Source organism: Acidovorax sp. SUPP3434, assembly GCF_030159015.1.
Taxonomy (GTDB): Bacteria; Pseudomonadota; Gammaproteobacteria; order Burkholderiales; family Burkholderiaceae_C; genus Paracidovorax.
The window spans coordinates 46,219-64,473 of the sequence record NZ_BQXL01000022.1 but is presented as its reverse complement, the minus strand read 5'-3'; the positions used below and the strand labels follow the sequence as shown (position 1 = coordinate 64,473).

14 protein-coding genes are annotated in these 18,255 nt (G+C 58.2%); 4 read left to right on the top strand and 10 right to left on the bottom strand.

Going from position 1 to position 18,255, the window contains the following annotated elements; genetic code table 11:
* The first annotated feature begins 401 nt into the window (after positions 1–401).
* Together AVKW3434_RS22290 and AVKW3434_RS22285 are read left to right on the top strand one after the other, a co-directional pair.
* Positions 402–650, top strand: coding sequence for a hypothetical protein (locus tag AVKW3434_RS22290; RefSeq protein WP_284407563.1), 249 nt, complete (start codon positions 402–404; stop codon positions 648–650).
* A 138-nt stretch (positions 651–788) separates the two neighbouring features.
* Complete coding sequence (locus AVKW3434_RS22285) at positions 789–2,153, top strand: methyl-accepting chemotaxis protein (RefSeq protein WP_284407562.1); 1,365 nt, start codon at positions 789–791, stop codon at positions 2,151–2,153.
* 897 nt (positions 2,154–3,050) lie between these two features.
* Here AVKW3434_RS22285 and AVKW3434_RS22280 read toward each other — a convergent pair.
* Positions 3,051–3,944: a LysR family transcriptional regulator gene (locus AVKW3434_RS22280; RefSeq protein WP_284407561.1), complete on the bottom strand. Its 894-nt coding sequence runs from the start codon at positions 3,942–3,944 to the stop codon at positions 3,051–3,053.
* Positions 3,945–4,445: 501 nt separating this feature from the next.
* Positions 4,446–5,108 carry a DUF3313 domain-containing protein gene (locus AVKW3434_RS22275; protein ID WP_284407560.1) on the bottom strand — a complete coding sequence of 221 codons (663 nt, stop codon included), beginning with the start codon at positions 5,106–5,108 and terminating at the stop codon, positions 4,446–4,448.
* A 288-nt stretch (positions 5,109–5,396) separates the two neighbouring features.
* Between AVKW3434_RS22275 and AVKW3434_RS22270 the strand changes: the two genes are divergently transcribed.
* Both AVKW3434_RS22270 and AVKW3434_RS22265 read left to right on the top strand, forming a co-directional pair.
* Positions 5,397–5,864, top strand: coding sequence for a hypothetical protein (locus AVKW3434_RS22270; protein WP_284407559.1), 468 nt, complete (start codon positions 5,397–5,399; stop codon positions 5,862–5,864).
* Positions 5,865–5,881: 17 nt separating this feature from the next.
* Entirely contained in the window at positions 5,882–6,814 is a 933-nt protein-coding gene (locus AVKW3434_RS22265) for a DUF2145 domain-containing protein (protein WP_502869157.1), read from the top strand.
* A gap of 475 nt (positions 6,815–7,289) precedes the next feature.
* Here AVKW3434_RS22265 and AVKW3434_RS22260 read toward each other — a convergent pair whose 3' ends face one another.
* The 8 genes from AVKW3434_RS22260 to AVKW3434_RS22225 all read right to left on the bottom strand — a co-directional run bounded on the left by AVKW3434_RS22260 (position 7,290) and on the right by AVKW3434_RS22225 (position 17,785).
* Complete coding sequence (locus AVKW3434_RS22260) at positions 7,290–7,970, bottom strand: hypothetical protein (RefSeq protein WP_284407556.1); 681 nt, start codon at positions 7,968–7,970, stop codon at positions 7,290–7,292.
* Between the two features lie 117 nt (positions 7,971–8,087).
* Complete coding sequence (locus AVKW3434_RS22255) at positions 8,088–8,879, bottom strand: pilus assembly protein TadG-related protein (protein ID WP_284407555.1); 792 nt, start codon at positions 8,877–8,879, stop codon at positions 8,088–8,090.
* A 253-nt stretch (positions 8,880–9,132) separates the two neighbouring features.
* Complete coding sequence (locus tag AVKW3434_RS22250) at positions 9,133–10,704, bottom strand: PqiB family protein (protein ID WP_284407554.1); 1,572 nt, start codon at positions 10,702–10,704, stop codon at positions 9,133–9,135.
* Positions 10,705–10,795: 91 nt separating this feature from the next.
* Positions 10,796–11,305 (bottom strand): paraquat-inducible protein A, encoded by a 510-nt coding sequence (locus AVKW3434_RS22245; RefSeq protein WP_284407553.1) that lies wholly within the window; start codon positions 11,303–11,305, stop codon positions 10,796–10,798.
* 127 nt (positions 11,306–11,432) lie between these two features.
* On the bottom strand, positions 11,433–12,119 hold the full coding sequence (locus tag AVKW3434_RS22240) for a paraquat-inducible protein A (protein ID WP_284407552.1): 687 nt from the start codon (positions 12,117–12,119) through the stop codon (positions 11,433–11,435).
* A 9-nt stretch (positions 12,120–12,128) separates the two neighbouring features.
* A complete protein-coding gene (locus AVKW3434_RS22235; RefSeq protein WP_284407551.1) occupies positions 12,129–13,577 on the bottom strand; it encodes an efflux transporter outer membrane subunit in 1,449 nt (482 codons plus the stop codon).
* Positions 13,574–16,720, bottom strand: coding sequence for an efflux RND transporter permease subunit (locus tag AVKW3434_RS22230; protein WP_284407550.1), 3,147 nt, complete (start codon positions 16,718–16,720; stop codon positions 13,574–13,576). The genes AVKW3434_RS22235 and AVKW3434_RS22230 overlap by 4 nt, the downstream gene beginning before the upstream one ends.
* Positions 16,721–16,729: 9 nt before the next feature.
* Positions 16,730–17,785 carry an efflux RND transporter periplasmic adaptor subunit gene (locus tag AVKW3434_RS22225; protein WP_284407549.1) on the bottom strand — a complete coding sequence of 352 codons (1,056 nt, stop codon included), beginning with the start codon at positions 17,783–17,785 and terminating at the stop codon, positions 16,730–16,732.
* Between the last annotated feature and the right edge of the window lie 470 nt (positions 17,786–18,255).

The window sequence follows — 18,255 nt, the reverse complement described above, 5'->3', positions numbered from 1 at the left end:
CCCGCCGCCGCGTTCGCTTCGCCGTCATTCCCAAGCCCAGGCTGTGCTGCTTCATGTGACTTATCGTCTCAGGGCTTCATCTCCATGCCAAGCATGTCGTGGGGCGATTTATGCAGACCGTCCCTAAGGGGATAGGCAACGTTTGTGAGAAGGCATCACGCCGCTTTATGAAGCCCATTTGATCTTTTAGTTGCTCCTGCAAATTGCCTTGTGCAATCCTTACAGCGCGCCGCTCATCGGCGCCAGGTGTGAGAACCTGAATTTGATACCAGCGGGTCGCTTTATGGCGATCCGTAGGGCAGGCGTTCGCGTCTGGCCGGTCTGGTATCAGCCGGTTTCTCACTCCTGCGGGTCGCCGCCATTCGACCGATGGCGACGTGGATGACTACGGAGGGGCCATTATGAATCTTACCGACAGCACGACCAAGCCTAGCATTTATGCAGAGCGCGCCTATGCCCTTATCCTTGCTGGCGTAACAGCGTGCGATTCGGCACGGGATCAGAGGTTGTTATTGGATTCGCTCGTCTGCCAATGCGCTGCATTCACGCGACTCCTATGTGGAGAGCAGCAATTTTTCGACCTTCTTGAGCGATTGAAATATATTGATTTCAGTGTGCCGGAAGGAGTTCTTCCTGCGCGGAGTCATTGATATCTGCCGTGATTTTGGTCTCAAAAATTCCGTTGACTACGGGAATTGATCGTTCGAGGCAGGTATTCGCCGGTACCCTCGCGCGAATTGGTCAGTCTTAGGTCGAGTCAAAATTAATCAATCTGTTGGAGCTTCGCTATGTTCAACCGAGCGCTCAAAAACGAGTTGGCAGCCAAAACCTCAGAGGTCGCGGCCTACAAAGGCTTGATTACAGCCCTAGACCGCTCAATGGCAGTGATTGAGTTCAGTTTGGATGGAAAGGTTCTACGCGCCAACGAAAACTTTCTGACAATCATGGGTTACAGAGCTGATCAGGCTTCAACGATGGCACATCCTGACTTCTGTACCCCGGCGCTGGTGCGCAGCAGTGAATACACTGACTTCTGGAGCCAACTGAAAGCAGGTGTATTTGTCTCTGGGACTTTTCAGCGCATCAATAGCCAAGGCCAGAGTGTATGGCTGGAGGCGAGTTACAATCCTGTCTTGGATGCTCGAGGGCAGATCTGCAAAGTAGTCAAATACGCGTTAGATGTGACCGTGCAAGTGATCCGGGACGCTGAAGTATCTGGAAAGCTTGCTGCGCTAGATCGCGCCATGGCTATCATCGGGTTTGATCTAAACGGAAATGTGCTGGCAGCCAACGAGAACTTCCTTGCAGCGCTGGGATATGCCTCGACCGAGTTAAAGGGAAAGCACCACCGATTGTTTTGTGAGCAGGGACTGGTCGACAGCGTTGAGTACGCCGACTTCTGGCGCCGCCTTAACGCTGGCGAATTTGTTGGTGGGCAGTTCAAGCGCATCGGCAAGCTCGGTCGAATTGTTTGGTTGGAAGCTTCGTACAATCCCGTTTACAACGCCGATGGGAAGCTGAGTAAGATCGTTAAATTCGCAAGTAATATCACCGAACGTGTTGAAAGGTTTGAGGAGGACTCTCGGGGTGCATCCAGGGCCTATTACATCTCTGCCGAGACCGAGAAAGTCGCCGAAAAGGGGGCTGAAGTCATTCAGCAGGCGGCAAAGGAAATGCGACTCATCGCGGAGAACATAGGCGCCTCATCAAGTCTTGTCGGTCAATTGGGGCATCGCTCCGAGCAAATCACTGCCATCGTGAATACTATTTGCGGTATTGCTGATCAGACTAACTTGCTGGCTCTCAATGCGGCCATTGAAGCGGCTAGGGCGGGTGACCAAGGACGGGGGTTTGCAGTGGTAGCCGACGAAGTCCGTCAGCTGGCGGGTCGAACAAGCCGATCCGCGTCCGAGGTTGCTGATATGATCAGCAAGATAGTATCCGAAACCAGGGATGCGATATCCAGTATGAATGCTACAAAAGATCGGGCTCATCGTGGAGTAACCCTGGCGGATCAGGCAGGATTGGTGATCCTCCAAATCCGCTCTGGAACCAGTGATGCGCTTGAGGCTGTAAGTATGTTTGCTTCCACGCTAGACGAGTCTGAGGTCATCCCTAAAGCTACGGCGGGCGCGTTTAGCGTCCATGCATGAAGGTTGTAGGGGGAGGCTGGGAACAAGGGCATTGCCGACAGACTTTGCTTCGATGATCAAGTGAGTTAATCGCTCTGGTGGGTCGACGCTTGCACTCCTCCGGAGTTCGAGAATGATACAGACTGAAATTACCCAATTAGGTATCGGACGCAGGCCCCAAGCACAGGTCGCTAGGAAATTCTTTACAGCAGGCGACTCTTACTTGGACTGGCGCGCAAGGTCGAGCGCCGGTCTGCCTCTCATCCCGCCGAATGTTGAGCGTTGAGAGGGACCATCTAATCAATAGTGTCACAGCTATTCGACGAGCGCTTCGGCCGCCTCGGCATTATCAATCAGGCCTGTGGAGAAGGTGCTTCTGTATTACCGATGGTCTCCCGTAGTTTTGGGTATATCGCGGTCTTGAGCTGCGCCGTCACTAATTCGCTTCTCGCGTTACTCTCGAAGTCGGGCAGGGCCATATGTGCCCGTGAGATTAAGGCAAATGTCTATTCTCGTCCGTAGTCGGAGCCAGCGTTCCGCTTGTTCCTAGTCGGTGGAAAGATAGACAAGGGTCCTCTACGACTCCTGCATCTGTGCGTACAGTTTGTACGCCATTGAGCACGCCCTGCGCCGTGGTCATCCATGTAAATTGCGGTCCTCGATTCCCGCAGAGGGGCACCGGCCATGTCCCAATCGGCAGCAGCAGGTTAGTGCCTGCTCTCGTTGCCCCATGTTCTCTCGGCACCTCTGCGCAGTACTGCTGGGATCGTCAGCACGGTGCAGGATGCAAATCCTTGCACTGATGCCCGAAATCAGAGTCGTCCTCGGCGTGAGCTTGGCCGAACAGATAGCAACTATGAAAGCTGCCTCCGCAACACACTCTCGCGGCTGGTTCAAGGGCCTGGGCTGCTGCCTGCATCACTTCTCTTCATTTTGGGCGCACAAGCGATGAGTAAAGCGATCCAGAGGGAATGAGCTCACACGGCCTTCCATCCGAAGGAGATACGTCGTTAGCAACGCGTCCCCTGATGCAAGTGGGCGGACAACGACATTGGGGTAGCGATAAATCTTGGTTCTGGGCAATGACATGAAGCCTACTCCATATCCTGCTGCAACTAGTGCCAGCATCAATTCTGTCGAGGACACGTGGTCGACCACAACTGGCTCACGCCCTAGTGACCAAAGAATCCGACTTAATGCTCGGTGGTATCCTTCGCAGATCTGTGGATTGCAAAGTACAAGCGGAAATCGCAGCAACTCATCCAGCGCAACTTCTTTGTGTACTAACAGCGGATGCCGCGCAGGTAATATCGACATTATGGGATCTCTCCATAACGGTTCCGCTATCACTCCATCGTTGACTTCATCTGTGTAGGCGATACCGATGTCGAAGTCTCCTGAGCGCAGGCCCCTCAACTGCTCTGCTGAGGATGTCTCGGTCATGCGCACTTCAATTTCGGGCTCATCCTCTCGACAGCAGGCGAGAAAGCTCGAAAGGCGAGGATCGATAGCTCCATCGGAAATTGCGACGCGCAGAATTCCTCGGGTGCCTGCATATACTGCTCTAGCGTTCTCGCACGCTTGTTTCATGGTGACGAATACGCGACGAACGTCTTGAAGAAACACATCTCCGGCTCGAGTTAAGCGAGTTCCTCTGCGGTCCCGATCAAACAGTTGAGCCCCAAGTTCCTCTTCCAGTTCCTTGATGGTTCGGGAGAGTGGAGACTGCTCAATGTGCAAGCGCTCGGCTGCCCGTCCAAAATGAAGCTCCTCAGCAAGTGTTGCAAAACAGCGTAGATGTCGAATATCCATGCAGGGGGGCTCGCTTCCTAGGCTAGTCGGCATGCGAGGCAACCATCGAAAGTCACGATGGGCTAACACATGCTCGCGTCGCTAACACTCGCGGCCACAAACAACAGTTCCGCGGTGATGTCCTCACGCAGCAGGGAAGGCAGCTCGAGGCGACTAGGACGTCCCCATCGCGCGAATGTAAGGTGCCTTCCGAAGTCGATGCTCTCTGACAGTGAATCGCTGGAGTCCAACCAACCTCAGCATGATGAGTGGTAGGAGCAATCGATCCCTTGGCGATCAAGAGCGCTAAGTGAGACTATTTCTCAAGTGGTTGCCACTGGCTGCGCCCGCAATCACACTACAGGTTAGAACAGACCCCATTAAACCGGAGTTGTGAGGCGCTCGCCACGATCTCTGATCGCTGAGGTGAAAGAGCGTCTACACAACTCCGGTTGCAGGGAGTATCTCTATTCCATGCTGAAGTCATGCTTGCGTGGAGGCAGAGACTTTACGTCTTGAGCTTTACTTCAACTGGGTCAGCAACTCCTCTGCGCCTTTTTCGATGCCAGTCTTGGCCGCATTCAATGAGCCAAAGGTTGCGGCGATGTTCATGGCATTCGGATGCTGTTTAGTCACTAGAGCCTTGAGCAGGCGATTGTTGTTTGCATCGAAGATCTCTGCCGAATAGGTTACAGAGCCCATGAAGATTCCTTCTTTGCCTCGGATGCCCTGCACTGCATTGATCGGCAAGCCCACCAGATCAAAGCGTGTGATTTGCGAAACCATGGCGGTATTCGTTTCAGCTCCCATAAGCGTCAGCTTCAGCCGGAGAGTGCCTGGTGCAGCATTGTTCTTGAGCTGAAAGCGCTTGCCCAAGACCTTGCGGAATTCTGTATTCATGTATTGAGCCAGTTCTTCCTGATCAGCCTTGGGCAGATCGCCAAACTGATGGCCCGTGCCGTAGTAGATGACCGCTGGCTCAATGATCATCGCGTTGTAGCTGTTCCAGTCGACAGACGTGGAATAGACGTAGGGAGTCCTATCGGCATCCTTCCTGGTGTTCACTGTCAGCTGGGAAGCTGACTCAAGATTGTTGTAAGACAGAGGGGGCTTGCTGGCGCAGCCAGTCATCAAGATGACGGAGCCGCAAACGAGCGAGAGCATGGACTTGGAGAACGCGGACATGTGGTTTCCTCGATGAAGTGTGCTGGACGATGTTGCCGAACGAAAGTGAACGGTCGGTCATTAGCAGTGTATCATCTCTAACGACCGAGCGTTCATTAATGTTGCAGGGGCGGCAGCGCGCGTTGAACGCGGCCTAGCCGTTCAGGCGGGATCACGTAGGTGGCGGAGCGATGAATTGCTCCTTCAACTGGACTTGTCGCGAGCAGGAGGGGCGCGACCTAGGTGATGCACGTGTGCTTCGTGGCCAGCGATGAACTTCGGCTTGTCAATCAATTTAAGGAGCTCTCAATGACTTTCCCCCGCACCTTGCGCATTGCGTGCCTGCTTGCGCCCCTCTGCTTCACATCACACGCACAGGCGGAACTTTTTGCTTCGTCTGCATCTTCTGCTTCAAGTGCTGGCTCCGCCTCGAGTGGCAGCGTGTCCGATTCGTTGAGCGGATCAAGCGACAGCGGCAAGGGTGATGAGAAGAAGGCGAATGGCGACTACGAGATTACCGATGTTGCCCAGGCACCTGGCCGCGCCGGGGTCCTTAGAGTGACCATGCAGGCAGAAGAGTCGCAGGAACACATCGTGCTCAACCTGCCTGCGTCTGTTTTTGAAAAGCAAAGGCTTGGACGCGGTGACGTCGTGCGCGCAGAACGGCGTGTGTATGGATACGAGTTCGCTCGAGCGGATACGAGCGAGGCGTTCTTCCTAGTGCTTACCGACGACTGGCACGGGGAACTGGCCCCGCGTCCCGTCGCCAGCCTGTGAGATCCGTCCGCACGGCTGTGGTCGTACTTGGCCTGTTGCTCGTGGCCACAGGCTGTGCGGTACGGCCTGGTACGACGAAGCCCGGCACCAGAAGTACGGACACGGTCGGCTCATCACCATCGAACTATTGCGACCGAACGCAAGAGTTGACTGCGGCGCAGCAGGATCGATTGCTACGCTTCTCATCGGTCGTGCGCGACGAACTGGCGGCGACGCAGGGAAATGCTGTGCTGATCAGCCGTTCCGGCCTTGACTTGTCGCGCTTTAAGATCAGGTATTCGCATGCTGCAGTAGCCCTGCGCGGCGAGAACGGCGCTTGGTCCGTCCGTCAACTCTATTACGCTTGTGACGAAGGGCGTCCGCGACTCTACGATCAAGGGATGGCTGGCTTCGTGATGGGAACAGAGGATCCGGCGCTTGGGTATATCTCAATCGTCACTCTACCCAAAGAAGCGGCGGATGACCTTCATCGCGCAGCACTCGACAGGCCCCGCGCACTCCGCCTGCTCGCATCTCACTACAGTGCGAACGCCTACGCGTTCGGATTGGCCTATCAGAACTGTAATCAATGGGTTATCGAGATGCTTGCGGCCGCATGGGGGGATCTACCGGACGGACAAGACCTTCGAGCACGTGCACAACACTGGCTTATGAGCTCTGGTTATTCTCCCGTCCCGGTCGACATCGGTTCGTCTTGGCTGATGGTCGCATCGGTCTTCGTGCCTCTGGTACATCTCAATGACCATCCCGAGGCCGATCGTGCAGCGAGGAAACTGCGTATCAGTCTTCCCACCACCGTGGAGAAGTTCGTCCAGGACCGCTATCCCGATAGCGAACGCGTCGAGATATGCCACGATGGAACGCAGGCTGTCGTCCATAGAGGCTGGGAATCTGTACAAGAAGGATGTCGGCCGGCGGAAGAAGATCGAATCGTACCGCTGAACACTTGATGCAAATGCTGGAAAAAACTGGGGCGGTTGGCCTCTGGATTTACCCGCTCCAATATGTGTTCCCAGCTCGGTGCATGCCCCTGCTGGGAACAATCACTTCGGAAGTTTGGGGGCGTGATGCCTATAAATGACATGATCTGGATCCTCGTGCTGGTACTCCTCGTAGCTCCGGTGCTAATAGTGCTCGGAGGACGCATCTGGCGCCGGAAACAGCCAGCGTTGACTGTTGGCATAGGCAGCGCAATCTTCGTAATCCTATGCTGGGCCACGGCGCTGAGCGTCATTCTGTACCGAATTGGCGCATTCAATTAGTCGATCACGATACTTATCAGCGCCAAAGCGAATTGATCTTCACGCCCAGGCGTCCATGCGTCGTGGAAGGAGACTCAATCGCCATCACGCGATGAGATCGCTGATGCATTCATCGCCTGGCGTTGCGGCGGTCCAGCGCAAGAGGAGAGGCGATGGCCTGTCGTCACTCGACCAGTTTGACGTAGCTGCTGGCGTTGTGAAGACTCTTCGCGATTTCCTCAAGCCTGTGTTGGATATCCTCTTCTGAATCAACGAAGTCGGCACCGGAAAGGTAAAGTTGGTTTGTGCCTTCGGTACATATTTCCATGCTGGATCCAGCTATCTGACGAAACTTTGTCGCACTAGCGATCTTGGTGCCATCCGATGCACTCACCGCCTCATCGTTACCAGTAACGATGAGGTGAAACTTAAGGTTTTTCTCTCGGAAGCTTCTGCATAAGCGCGCAATGCGCTCGGCGATAATTCCATCGTAGTTTGAACAACCGCTTCCAGTGCCCGATGCTACGCACCCATCGGTGCTTTCACCCACATACCGATTGTAGGCATCGTTGTCGAACCAAAGTGTGTCGGACGTATTCACCAGAAATACGATTGCCTTCACTCTGCTTCCTGTCCCCTCGTCAAATTCTTTAGGGAGATCGTCGCCGAGGCCCCAGCCGCTATCACCGCGAAAGTTCGGTGCCAAGGCCATGGCAGCCCAGCCCATGGCGATCGAGTAATTGATGTTGTGACGCCGGGACATCTCTGAAAGCCTTAGATTTATCTCGTCTAAATTATTGGTCAGTGGCAGCAGTGCAGCGCTGGGGCAACCTCGGTCCACGATCAGGGTGCGCTCGGCGTTCACGCCTGTGGCTCGGCCGAAGGCGGGATTGGGTCCTATCCAAGTGATGGTCAACGGGGCAATGCCAAAGTCGCTGTCATTGGAGGGAAGGTCGGCCCGATAGTAGATACCGAACTGCCCCTATGGTGCTTCGTCCCAGAAATAGTTCTCACCCCGATCCAGTCCGCGAAACATGCACAGCAGGCGGGCTCGCCGATCAGGCATTCGGGCGTCGGCTAAACTGCCGTAGCGCGACCTAAACAGCGAGGTAAGCTCGACAGGCCTGAGGGCTGCTGGCGCGGCCCAATCTCGTACGCGGTTGGCATGACGAGCATCATAGACGTTCACCGATTGGCTGTAGGGGACAAGCGACAGCCAAGTGTTGTCGCGGTTGCCGATCAGCGTTTCAGCGAAGTCATTTCCCAGTCGGCGCAGTGCAGCTAGGCTTCTTGCGTCAGAGTTCACTGCATTGGGCAACGCAAGCGCAACTTCAAGTGACCCTGTGCGCGCCACTGCGGTAGACGCGACTGTCGCCTTAGTTGAGTCGCTCCCGTGAAGCAGGGCGAGTGCTTGAAACGAGGCTGTTACCCGGACGCCTGGATCACCTGCAAACTCGATAGCGTTGGCGCTGACGACAAGCTCATTGCCGGTTTGTGCTGTATCCATGCCTAAGTTAACGTTGACGTATCGCTCGGCGATCACTTGGATGTCAGCATCTTCGTCACCAGCATAGGCCTGTGCTGCCGCCATTGCCGCAGCATCAGTCGCTCGCTTGAGTTGCGCCGCACTGGATGTCAGTCGGGTGCCGTCGGATACAAATGCGGCGAGAGCCACTATGGCACCGATGAGAATCAGAAGGAGGACAGCGGCCGCACCACGCTGAGTGGCATGCGCAGACATTTTAAAGGCGGAGGGTTGTCGTGCAAGTTTCAAAGCGGAGCAGTTCGGGTAGCGATCACGCAGCCCCGCCCTTCGCTTTCTCGTGGACGTTGGCGGCTGCAGTACATAACTGCGAAATTTTAAAGCTGGGGAGCCAGAGTATTCATTAAGAATTCTTCATGATCGAAAGCCCTTGGTTGTACAGTTTCACGCCCTAAATCATTCATCCCGGTGGGCGCTCCGGGCTGTCTTTGTCTGGTACGTGAGTCTAGGTCGAACAGCTACGTTCCGCTTGATTTCCTCTCGCTTAAGGCGATGGATCATTGTTGCCCCGTTGCTCGGGCCGAGTATTGCGGTCGCTTCTCGGACGCCCCCAAATGAGTGACTGGGGATGCTCGCCAAGCAGGTCCGTCAGATTGCGCACAGACCGCGATGTCCTTTGCACTTCCAGCAGTGTCTGGTGTATGTCCTGACGCAACGGGGCGTCCTCTCCGACCAGGTTCCGGGCGGTTGTCATCGTCTCACGCATTTCACCCATGGTTTGAGTCGCTTCGGGCAGAACCTCTTGGTTGAGCTGCTCCAATGTTGTATCCAAGCGGCCCATTGTCTGGTTGAGCGTCGTCAGTGACGTGTCGAGATTGCGGCCGATGGAGTCCAGAGGGATTTTCTCGAGCTTGGTGACGATGCTCCCCAATTGCTCCTGCAGCCTGTCGAAATCGCCTCGCACAGTCGGCAACGTCAACGGGCGAGCGGCCACGTCAAATCGTGCGGGCGCGGCATTTCGAATGAAGTCTAAAGAGACATAGAGCTGTCCGGTCAGCAAGTTCGCTGTCCTTACCTGCGCGCGCAGTCCGTCTGCCACCATCATTTTGAGGAACTGAGCGCCTTGGTCTTCGGTCGTGCCTTTCAGTTGCGGCAGTTTCTGCAGTGCTTGTCCCAACCGGCTTGCGTACACCCGGGTGTCTACGATCGTGATGAAGCGACGGTTCCAGGGGGTGTAGTCAAGCTGGATCGCGGAGACGTTGCCAACCTCGACACCAGCGAAGAAAACAGGCGCTCCCACCACTAGTCCGCGTACGGGTTGATCGAAAAGCAGACGAATGTTCTGCGGCGCGGAGTCGGGGGGTGCCATTGCAGTCTGCCGATCTGGCCTGAGAGGAAAAATCACGTCGTCCGGTGCAGGCTCCACGTTCTCACCATCTGGCGTGGCGAATGCGATACCACCCGCGAGGACAGTAGACAGTGCTTGGGTGTTCACCTTGAGCCCACTTGCACTGAGCGAGAGATCCACCCCGCTGGCGTTCCAGAAACGGGTATCGGCGCCGACAAACCGGTGGTAAGGCGCATCGACGAACACCTGGAGGAGGATGCCAGTGCCGTCGTCATTCAGGCTGTAGGACGTTACTCGCCCGACTTCGAGGCGCCGGAAATAGACGGGGGATCCGATATCGAGTGAGCCCATGTCGTCAGCAGTAATCGAAAAGCTGCGACCCTGCATGCCTCCAAGGACTGGTGGTGGTAGTTCAAGGCCATCAAAGTGCTTGCCGGAAGTTCTTGAGCTGCCCAGATCCACGCCGATATAGGCGCCCGAGAGCAAGGTATCGATGCCTGAGATGCCGCCCATGCCGACGCGCGGTCGAACTACCCAAAAGCGGGAGTCCTCGCGCGCAAGTCCGGCGGCGCTTTTCTTCAGGGAGACGGTGGCGATGACGCTGGAGTGGTCATCGCTGAGCGTGACGTCGGAGACACCGCCCACGACTACATCCTTGAACCTGACCTGGGTTTTACCTGCTTCCAAGCCCGCGGCTGTCTTGAATCGGATCTGGATATCGGGACCTCGCGCGTACCAGGTATGAGCGAGCATCGAGATGCCAACCACGCACGCCACCAGAGGAGTGATCCACACAAGAGACACGTGCACCCGCGATCGGCTGATCTTGGGGGGGGGCAGTGAAGCATGCGAAGTTGGTTTACTCATTGTCCTGCCCGTCCCATATCAAGCGTGGATCGAACTGCATGGATGACAGCATCGTGAGAATGACGACCGCCCCGAAGAAGAGGATGCCGATGCGAGGTTCGACGAAGCTCAGCGCCTGAAATTTGACCAGGGCAGCGATAACGGCCACAACCATGACGTCCAGCATGGACCAGTAGCCGATGACCTCGACCAGGCGATACAGTCGTGCGCGCTCCTGCATCGCCCAAGTGCTGCGGCGCTGTGCCGTCACCAGCAAGAGTCCCAGGACGATGAATTTTGTGCACGGTACGACCACGCTTGCGACGAAGATGACGAGCGCGATGCCGTAGGATTGCATTTCCCAGAACTCGATCACTCCGCCGATAACGGTGCTCTCCGATCCTCCAATGCCCATGGTGTGCCGGTACATCACCGGCAACACGTTGGCGGGGATGTAGAACACCACCGCTGCCAGCAGCAGTGCCCAGGACCGTGCGATGCTGTTGGGCTGGCGGCGGTGCATCGCAGCCCCGCAGCGTTGACAGCGCAAAGGCGTGCACTGGGGATGACTGTCATCGCAGACTAGCCCGCACACGTGGCATGCGATGACGCGCAGATGGCGCGCGGTCGAATGTGAAGAGCCTGCCGTATTAGCGCTCATTTGTTGTCTCGCTTTCCGCTGGTTCGTCGGGTAGGAGCTTCCAGAGGTAATGAATGTCGCGCTGCGTGATCAGGGTCAGGAGAACCATCAGAACTGCCGTTGCCCAAACGCCTGGCCCCGGCCAGACGTTCATGAATCCCGACAACTTGATAACCGCGATCAGGACGCCGAGCAGGCAGACCTCCACCATGCTCCACGGGCGCATCGCCGCTAAAAGGCGCATGGACTGCCTGAAGCCAGGCGCGCGCCGACCGCGCTTGGCGTAGCCGAGTACCCACAACAGGACGGAGATCTGCAGGAACGGAATAAGGATCACGGACAGCACAGTGGGTATCGCGATTAGGGCTGACGCACCGTGCATGAGTGCGGCGCCCGCTTGCCATAGCGTGGCCTCGCTCTGCAATCCTTGGATGCTGATTCGCACGACTGGATTCAGGTTCGCAATCAGGAACACGATTGCCGCGGTGACCGTCAGCCCCAGCCAACCATCCAGTTCAATGCGGCTGCCGCGGTAGAGGACAGCGGAACAACGGCCGCAATGCGCGACCTCACCCGGCGCGACCGCCTTCCGGACGTAAATCACATCGCAGTGCTCGCAAGCAACCAGCGATGGAAAGACGCGCCATGGAGTGAAGGAAGGTGTGGCTTTAGCTTGCGTCGCCGCTGTCGTGGGCATCGCATGTCCTTATTCAGTCACCGCGACTGCGTCGGCATCGGCACCGCCCCCGAGCGTCTTGTACAGCAAGACGCGGTTGCTCGCCTCGGTCAACTGCAATCCGATAAGGGTCTGTTGAGATGTGTACAATGATCGCTGGGCATCGAGTGCTTCGAGATAGCTGACAGCGCCATTGCGGTAGCGCGCGTCTGCCAAGCGATAGCTGCGTCCGCTCGCGGCTACGAGCGCACCTTGAGCATCCAGTTGCTCCTGCAGATGCTGCCGTTCTGCCAGTCCGTCTGCCACTTCCCGGAACGCGGTCTGGATCGATTTCTCGTACTCGGCGATCTGGATGTTGGCCTGGATCCTGGCCACGTCCAGTTGCGCCCGCAGCGCCCCGCCCTGGAAGATCGGGATGTTGATGCTGGGGACGAAAGACCATGTCCTGTTGCCGCTGCGAAATAGATTGTCCAGCTCGGTACTGCTGCGTCCGGTCGAGGCCGTGAGGGAAATGGACGGGAAGAACGCAGCCCTGGCGGCGCCGATGTCCGCCGTCGCGGCCTTCAGGCTATGCTCCGCGGCCAGCACGTCGGGGCGCAGCAGCAGGACGCTTGACTCGAGCGCGTCGGGCAGAGCGACCAGGGCAACGCCGGCCTGTCCGGTGTCCAAGGCTGGCGCCAGTAGTGCCTCGGGCACCGATGCACCGACGACCAGATCGAGCGCATTCCGGGCCCGGGCGAGTTCGCTCCGGAAGCTGGCAACCTCAGTGCGTGCGCTTTCGACGCTAGACTGTACCTGTGACAGATCCAGACCTGAGACAACGCCTCGCTCGTGCAGGTGCTGGGTAAGCGCCAAGGCCCTCTGCTGGTTCGTAAGCGTCTGTGTGGCTAGATCGAGCCGGGCTTGATAAGCCCCGACGGTCAACCAGGCATCAGCCGTCTCGGCCACCAGGCTCAGTCGTGCCGCACGTTGCGCCTGCTCAGTGGAGAGAAAGGTCTCCAACGCCTGATTGTTCAAGCTGCGGATGCGTCCGAAAAGATCCAGCTCCCAACTGCTCAGCCCGATGTCAGCCGAATACACACGTGCGACCTGCGAGCGCCCGGTGATGCTGGTTGAGGCACTGGAGCGCGAGGCATTGAGTCCGCCACCCACGTCGACTGCAGGAAACAGCGCCGCACGCTGGATCCTGTACTGGGCGCGCGCCTTGTCGATATTCAACACAGCGATGCGCAGGTCGCGGTTGTGGTCCAGTGCCGAGGCAATCACCTGCTGCAGCCGGGGATCGACGAACACGTCGCGCCAACCCATCTCGGCCATGTTCACTGAGATGGCTTGCCCGGTTCCGTTCAAAGGGGCGCCAATGCTGGCCGGCACAGGAAGGGCCGGTTGAGCGTAGTGGGGGGCGAGGCTGGTGCAGCCTGCCATCAGGCACACAGCGCTCAGAGCCCCGACGCGTAGATAAGTGGATATCGCGGTCATGCCTTGACCTCCTGGTCCGACTTAGCGGCTCTGCCCTTTGGGCCTGCGGGGAACAGGCGGCGCACGATGACGTAGAAGAGCGGCACGAAGAAGATGCCCAGCACGGTGGAGAACAGGGTTCCGCCGAGCACGCCCGTGCCCAGTGAGTGGCGCCCGCCAGAGCCAGCCCCACTGCTGATAGCCATCGGTAGCACGCCCAGCAGGAAGGCCAGTGAGGTCATCAGGATCGGACGCAGGCGCATGTGCGCGGCCTGCACGGTGGCCTTGACCAGCTCCATGCCCTTGTCTTCCAGCTCCTTGGCAAATTCGACGATCAGAATGCCGTTCTTGGCGGCCAGGCCCATCGTGGCCAGCAGGCCGACTTGGAAGTAGATATCGTTGGACTGGCCGCGCAACCAGGTGGCCAGCAGCGCACCGACGATGCCCACGGGGACCGCCAGCATCACCGACACTGGAATGGTCCAGCTTTCGTACAGTGCCGCCAGGCATAAGAACACGAAGACCAGCGACAGGCCGTAGAGCATCCATGTCTGTGCACCGGCGGCCTGCTCCTGATAGGACATCCCCGACCAGGCGAAGCCGACGTCAGGCCCCAGTTCCCTGACCATGCCCGAGATCTCCTGCATCGCAGTGCCCGAGCTGACGCCCGGTGGCGCGTTGCCCGTGATTTCCATCGATTCCACGCCATTGAAGCGTGTCAGGATCTGCGGCCCATACTCCCAGCCACTGCTCGAGAAGGAAGAGAAGGACACCATTTCATCGCTGCCATTGCGGACGAACCATCGGTCGATATCGGTCGGCAGCATGCGCGCCGAAGCGTCGCCTTGAACATACACGCGCTTGACACGACCGTTATTGATGAAGTCGTTGACGTAAGTGCCCCCCATCACCGTGGACAGCGCGGCGTTGATGTCGGCCGAGTCCACTCCCAGCGCGCCAGCCTGCTTGTCGTTGATTCTGACGCGGTAGATGGGGGCATCTTCCAGGCTGTTGAAGCGGACTTGGCTCAGCTGAGGGCTTTGATTCGCAGCGCCCAGAAGCTTCTGCCGTGCCTGGGTCAATGCGTCGTGCCCGCTACCGGCGACATCCTGGAGTTGCAGGGTGAAGCCGGAACTCGTTCCCAGCCCGGCGATGGCTGGCGGGGTCAGCGCATGCACCTGGATGTCCTTGAGCTGTTGGGCCATGGCTGCGTTGATCCGCGTCGCGATCTGCTGCGCGGATGCATCGCGATCACCCCAGTCCTTTAGGCGCACAAACCCCATGCCGGAGTTCTGGCTGCTGCCGGTGAGACTGAAGCCGCCCACGCTCATGATCCCCTCGACCTCGGGCTGCTCCTGGATGAATGCCGCGGCTTTTTCTATGGATGCGACCGTGCGTTCCTGGGTAGCCCCGGCGGGCGCGGTGAACATCACCATCAGCATGCCCTGGTCTTCCTCGGGCAGGAACGAGCTGGGCAGGATGTAGAAGATGCCGCCCATGATGGCGACCATGACGAAGTAGGCGAGTCCCCCCGTCTTGGGGCGCTGCACGATGCCCTCGACGCCTCGGGCATAGCGCCCCGACCCGCGATCGAAGCGTTTGTTGAACCAGGCGAAGAAGCGGCCGAGCGGCCCTTTGCTGGAACCGTGACCACCCTTCTCCACGGGACGCAGCATGGTGGCGCACAGCGCCGGACTCAGGGTCAAGGCCACGACCAGTGAGAGCACCATGGACGCAGCGATGGTGATGGAGAACTGGCGGTAGATGGCGCCGGTCGCTCCGCCAAAGAACCCCATGGGGACGAACACCGCTGTCAAGACGAGTGTGATGCCAACCAATGCGCTGGAGATCTGCGACATCGACTTGCGCGTGGCCTCCTTGGGCGAAGCACCTTCCTCCGACATCACACGCTCGACGTTCTCCACCACCACGATGGCATCGTCCACGAGCAGGCCGATTGCCAGAACCATGGCGAACATAGTCAGCGTGTTGATGGAGAAACCGAACAGCGTCAACACGCCAAACGTCCCCAACAGCACCACAGGCACCGCAATGACGGGAATCAACGTCGCGCGCCAGTTCTGCAGGAACAGGTACATGACCAGCACCACCAGAGCGACGGCCTCCAGCAGCGTTTTGACCACTTCCTTGATCGAGATGCGGACGAAGGGCGTGGTGTCGTAGGCAACCTGATAGCTCAGGCCGGTCGGGAAGTTGGCGCGAAGCTCCTCCAGCTTGGTGTTGACCGCCTTCGAGACGTCCAGTGCATTGGCGCCAGTCGCCAACTGCAGACCCATACCGGACGCCGCCTTGCCGTTGAACTGGGAGAGCGATGCGTAGGATTCGGAGCCGATTTCCACCTGGGCCACGTCCTTGAGCAATACCATGTCGCCGCCGGTGTCCGACCTCAGAACGATCTCTTCAAACTCGGAGACCGTTTGCAGCTTGCTGCGTGAATTTACCGTCGCGTTCAACTGCTGGCCCTTGCGCGACGGCAATGCGCCCAGCGCGCCTGAGGAGACGTCAGCATTCTGTGCACGGATGGCTGCGATGGCATCGGAGGGCATCAGGCCGTAGTAGCTCAACCGCTCTGGATCGAGCCAGATACGCATGGCGTACTTGGAGCCGAACACACTGAGGCCGCCCACACCATTGACGCGGCTGATCGGATCCTGGAGCGCGGACACCATGTAGTCGCCAATGTCGGTGCCGTCCATGCTCCCGTCTTCGGACGTGAACGCCAGCACCATGAACATGCTGCCGCTGGCTGCCTTGGTCACGGTGACGCCGTTGGCCTTGACGGCATCGGGCAGCATCGCCTCAGCCTGAGCGACCTTGTTCTGCACCTGAACTTGAGCGGTATCCGGGTTGGTGCCAGTGTCAAAGGTGAGCGTAATCGTGGCCATTCCAGCCGAACTGCTGCTGGAGGTCATATAAAGCAAATTATCCAGTCCGGTCATCTGTTGCTCGATGACTTGTGTGACGGAGTTCTGCACCGTCTCCGCGGATGCGCCGGTGTACGTAGCATTTACGGAGATGGATGGCGGGGCGATGCTGGGATACTGCTCCAGTGGCAGGTTGAAGATCGACATCAAGCCGGCAAGGCTGATGACGATGGCAATGACCCAGGCAAAGATGGGTCGGTCGATGAAGAAGCGTGCCATGTGTCGTCCTCAGTTTGCCGGGTTGCGGCTGGGCTCTTGCGGCGCGTTTGCCGCAGGCACCACCTTGACCGATTGCCCGGGTCTGGTTCGCTGTGCTCCTTCGATGATGATCTGATCGCCGGCCTGCAGTCCCGAAGTGATCACCCAGTGATCCCCCATCGCGTCGGCGGTTTGTACGACGCGTTGTTCGACCTTGCCGTCGCCACCGACCACCATGGCAAGCGCCTCCCCTTTGTTGTTTCGCGTGATGGCTTGTTGTGGTGCCAGGATGCCCTGGGGATTAGTGGCCATGGAAAGCACGGCCCTGACATACATCCCGGGAAGCAGCAGACCATCCGGGTTGGGGAACACCGCGCGAAGCTTGACGCTACCGGTGGTTTCCTTGACGGTGGCATCCACGACTTCCAGCGTACCCGCGTGCCCGTAGCTCACGCCGTCTTCCATGACCAGTTTGACCTGCGGCTTACCATCGACAGAGGCCACTTCACCGCTGTCGATCCTGCGGCGCAGGGCGAGCCACTGCGCGCTGGACTGCACGACGTCGACGTGGATCGGGTCGAGTTGATTGATCGTGACCAGAGCTTCGGCCTGTTCTGCAGACACCAGCGCCCCCGCGGTGTAGTTGGACGTACCGATGCGTCCGGAGATCGGCGCTCTGATCGACGTGTTGTTCAAGTTGATGCGCGCGGAGCGCAATGCACCTTCGGCACTGACCACCGCAGCCTCGCTCTGACGCAACGCCGCCACTGCATCCTCACCGTCCTGCTTGCTGATTGCGTCCAGGGCAACCAACTCGCTATATCGCTCGGCTTTCGGTCGCGCAGCCAGCACTTCTGCGCGGGCTCGCACCAAATCGCCCTGGGCCTGGTCGTATGCGGCTTGATAGGGAGCGGGCTCCACCTCGTAGAGCACCTCGCCTTGCTTGACGTTCTCGCCTTCGGTGAACAGGCGTTTTCTCAGAATGCCTCCCACCTGAGGGCGCACCGGGGAGCTTTGAAATGCCGTTGTGCGCCCAGGCAGTTCGTTGGTGAGCGAGATCCTCTGCGGCTTGACCTCTTCGACCACGACCTCGACAGGGCTGGGAGCGGGGGCAGGTGCTTCCGAGCACGCCGCGAGTAGGATGCAAAGGGATGCTCCAGCAAGAACTGTGGCGGGGCGTGCTGAGCTCCGCATACGTGCGGTGCTTTGGGTCGGGAGGAAGGGCAATGTCATTCGTGCTGTCCTGATGATGAGAGTCTTCGATGCTCCACACCCCCGCCCATATGGTTTCGAAGGTGGTCGTGCGACGAGTTGGCTGTGATCCCCCCCTAACGGTCACTTGTGGCCGGTCAAGCGCCCATGCAGTGGTCTTACGAACCTTTTTGCCGGGCGCCCAGGCTGCGACAGTCCGCTGCCCGGGGCCGTCGCGGACTGATCACAACTTTTCGATGGCAAAAATGAACGATCGGTCATTAGAAGTGTAGCATCACTAGCGACCGATCGTTCATTAATGTTGTGTGAGTAACGATGTACTTCGCGCAGGGCAAGGCTAGGCA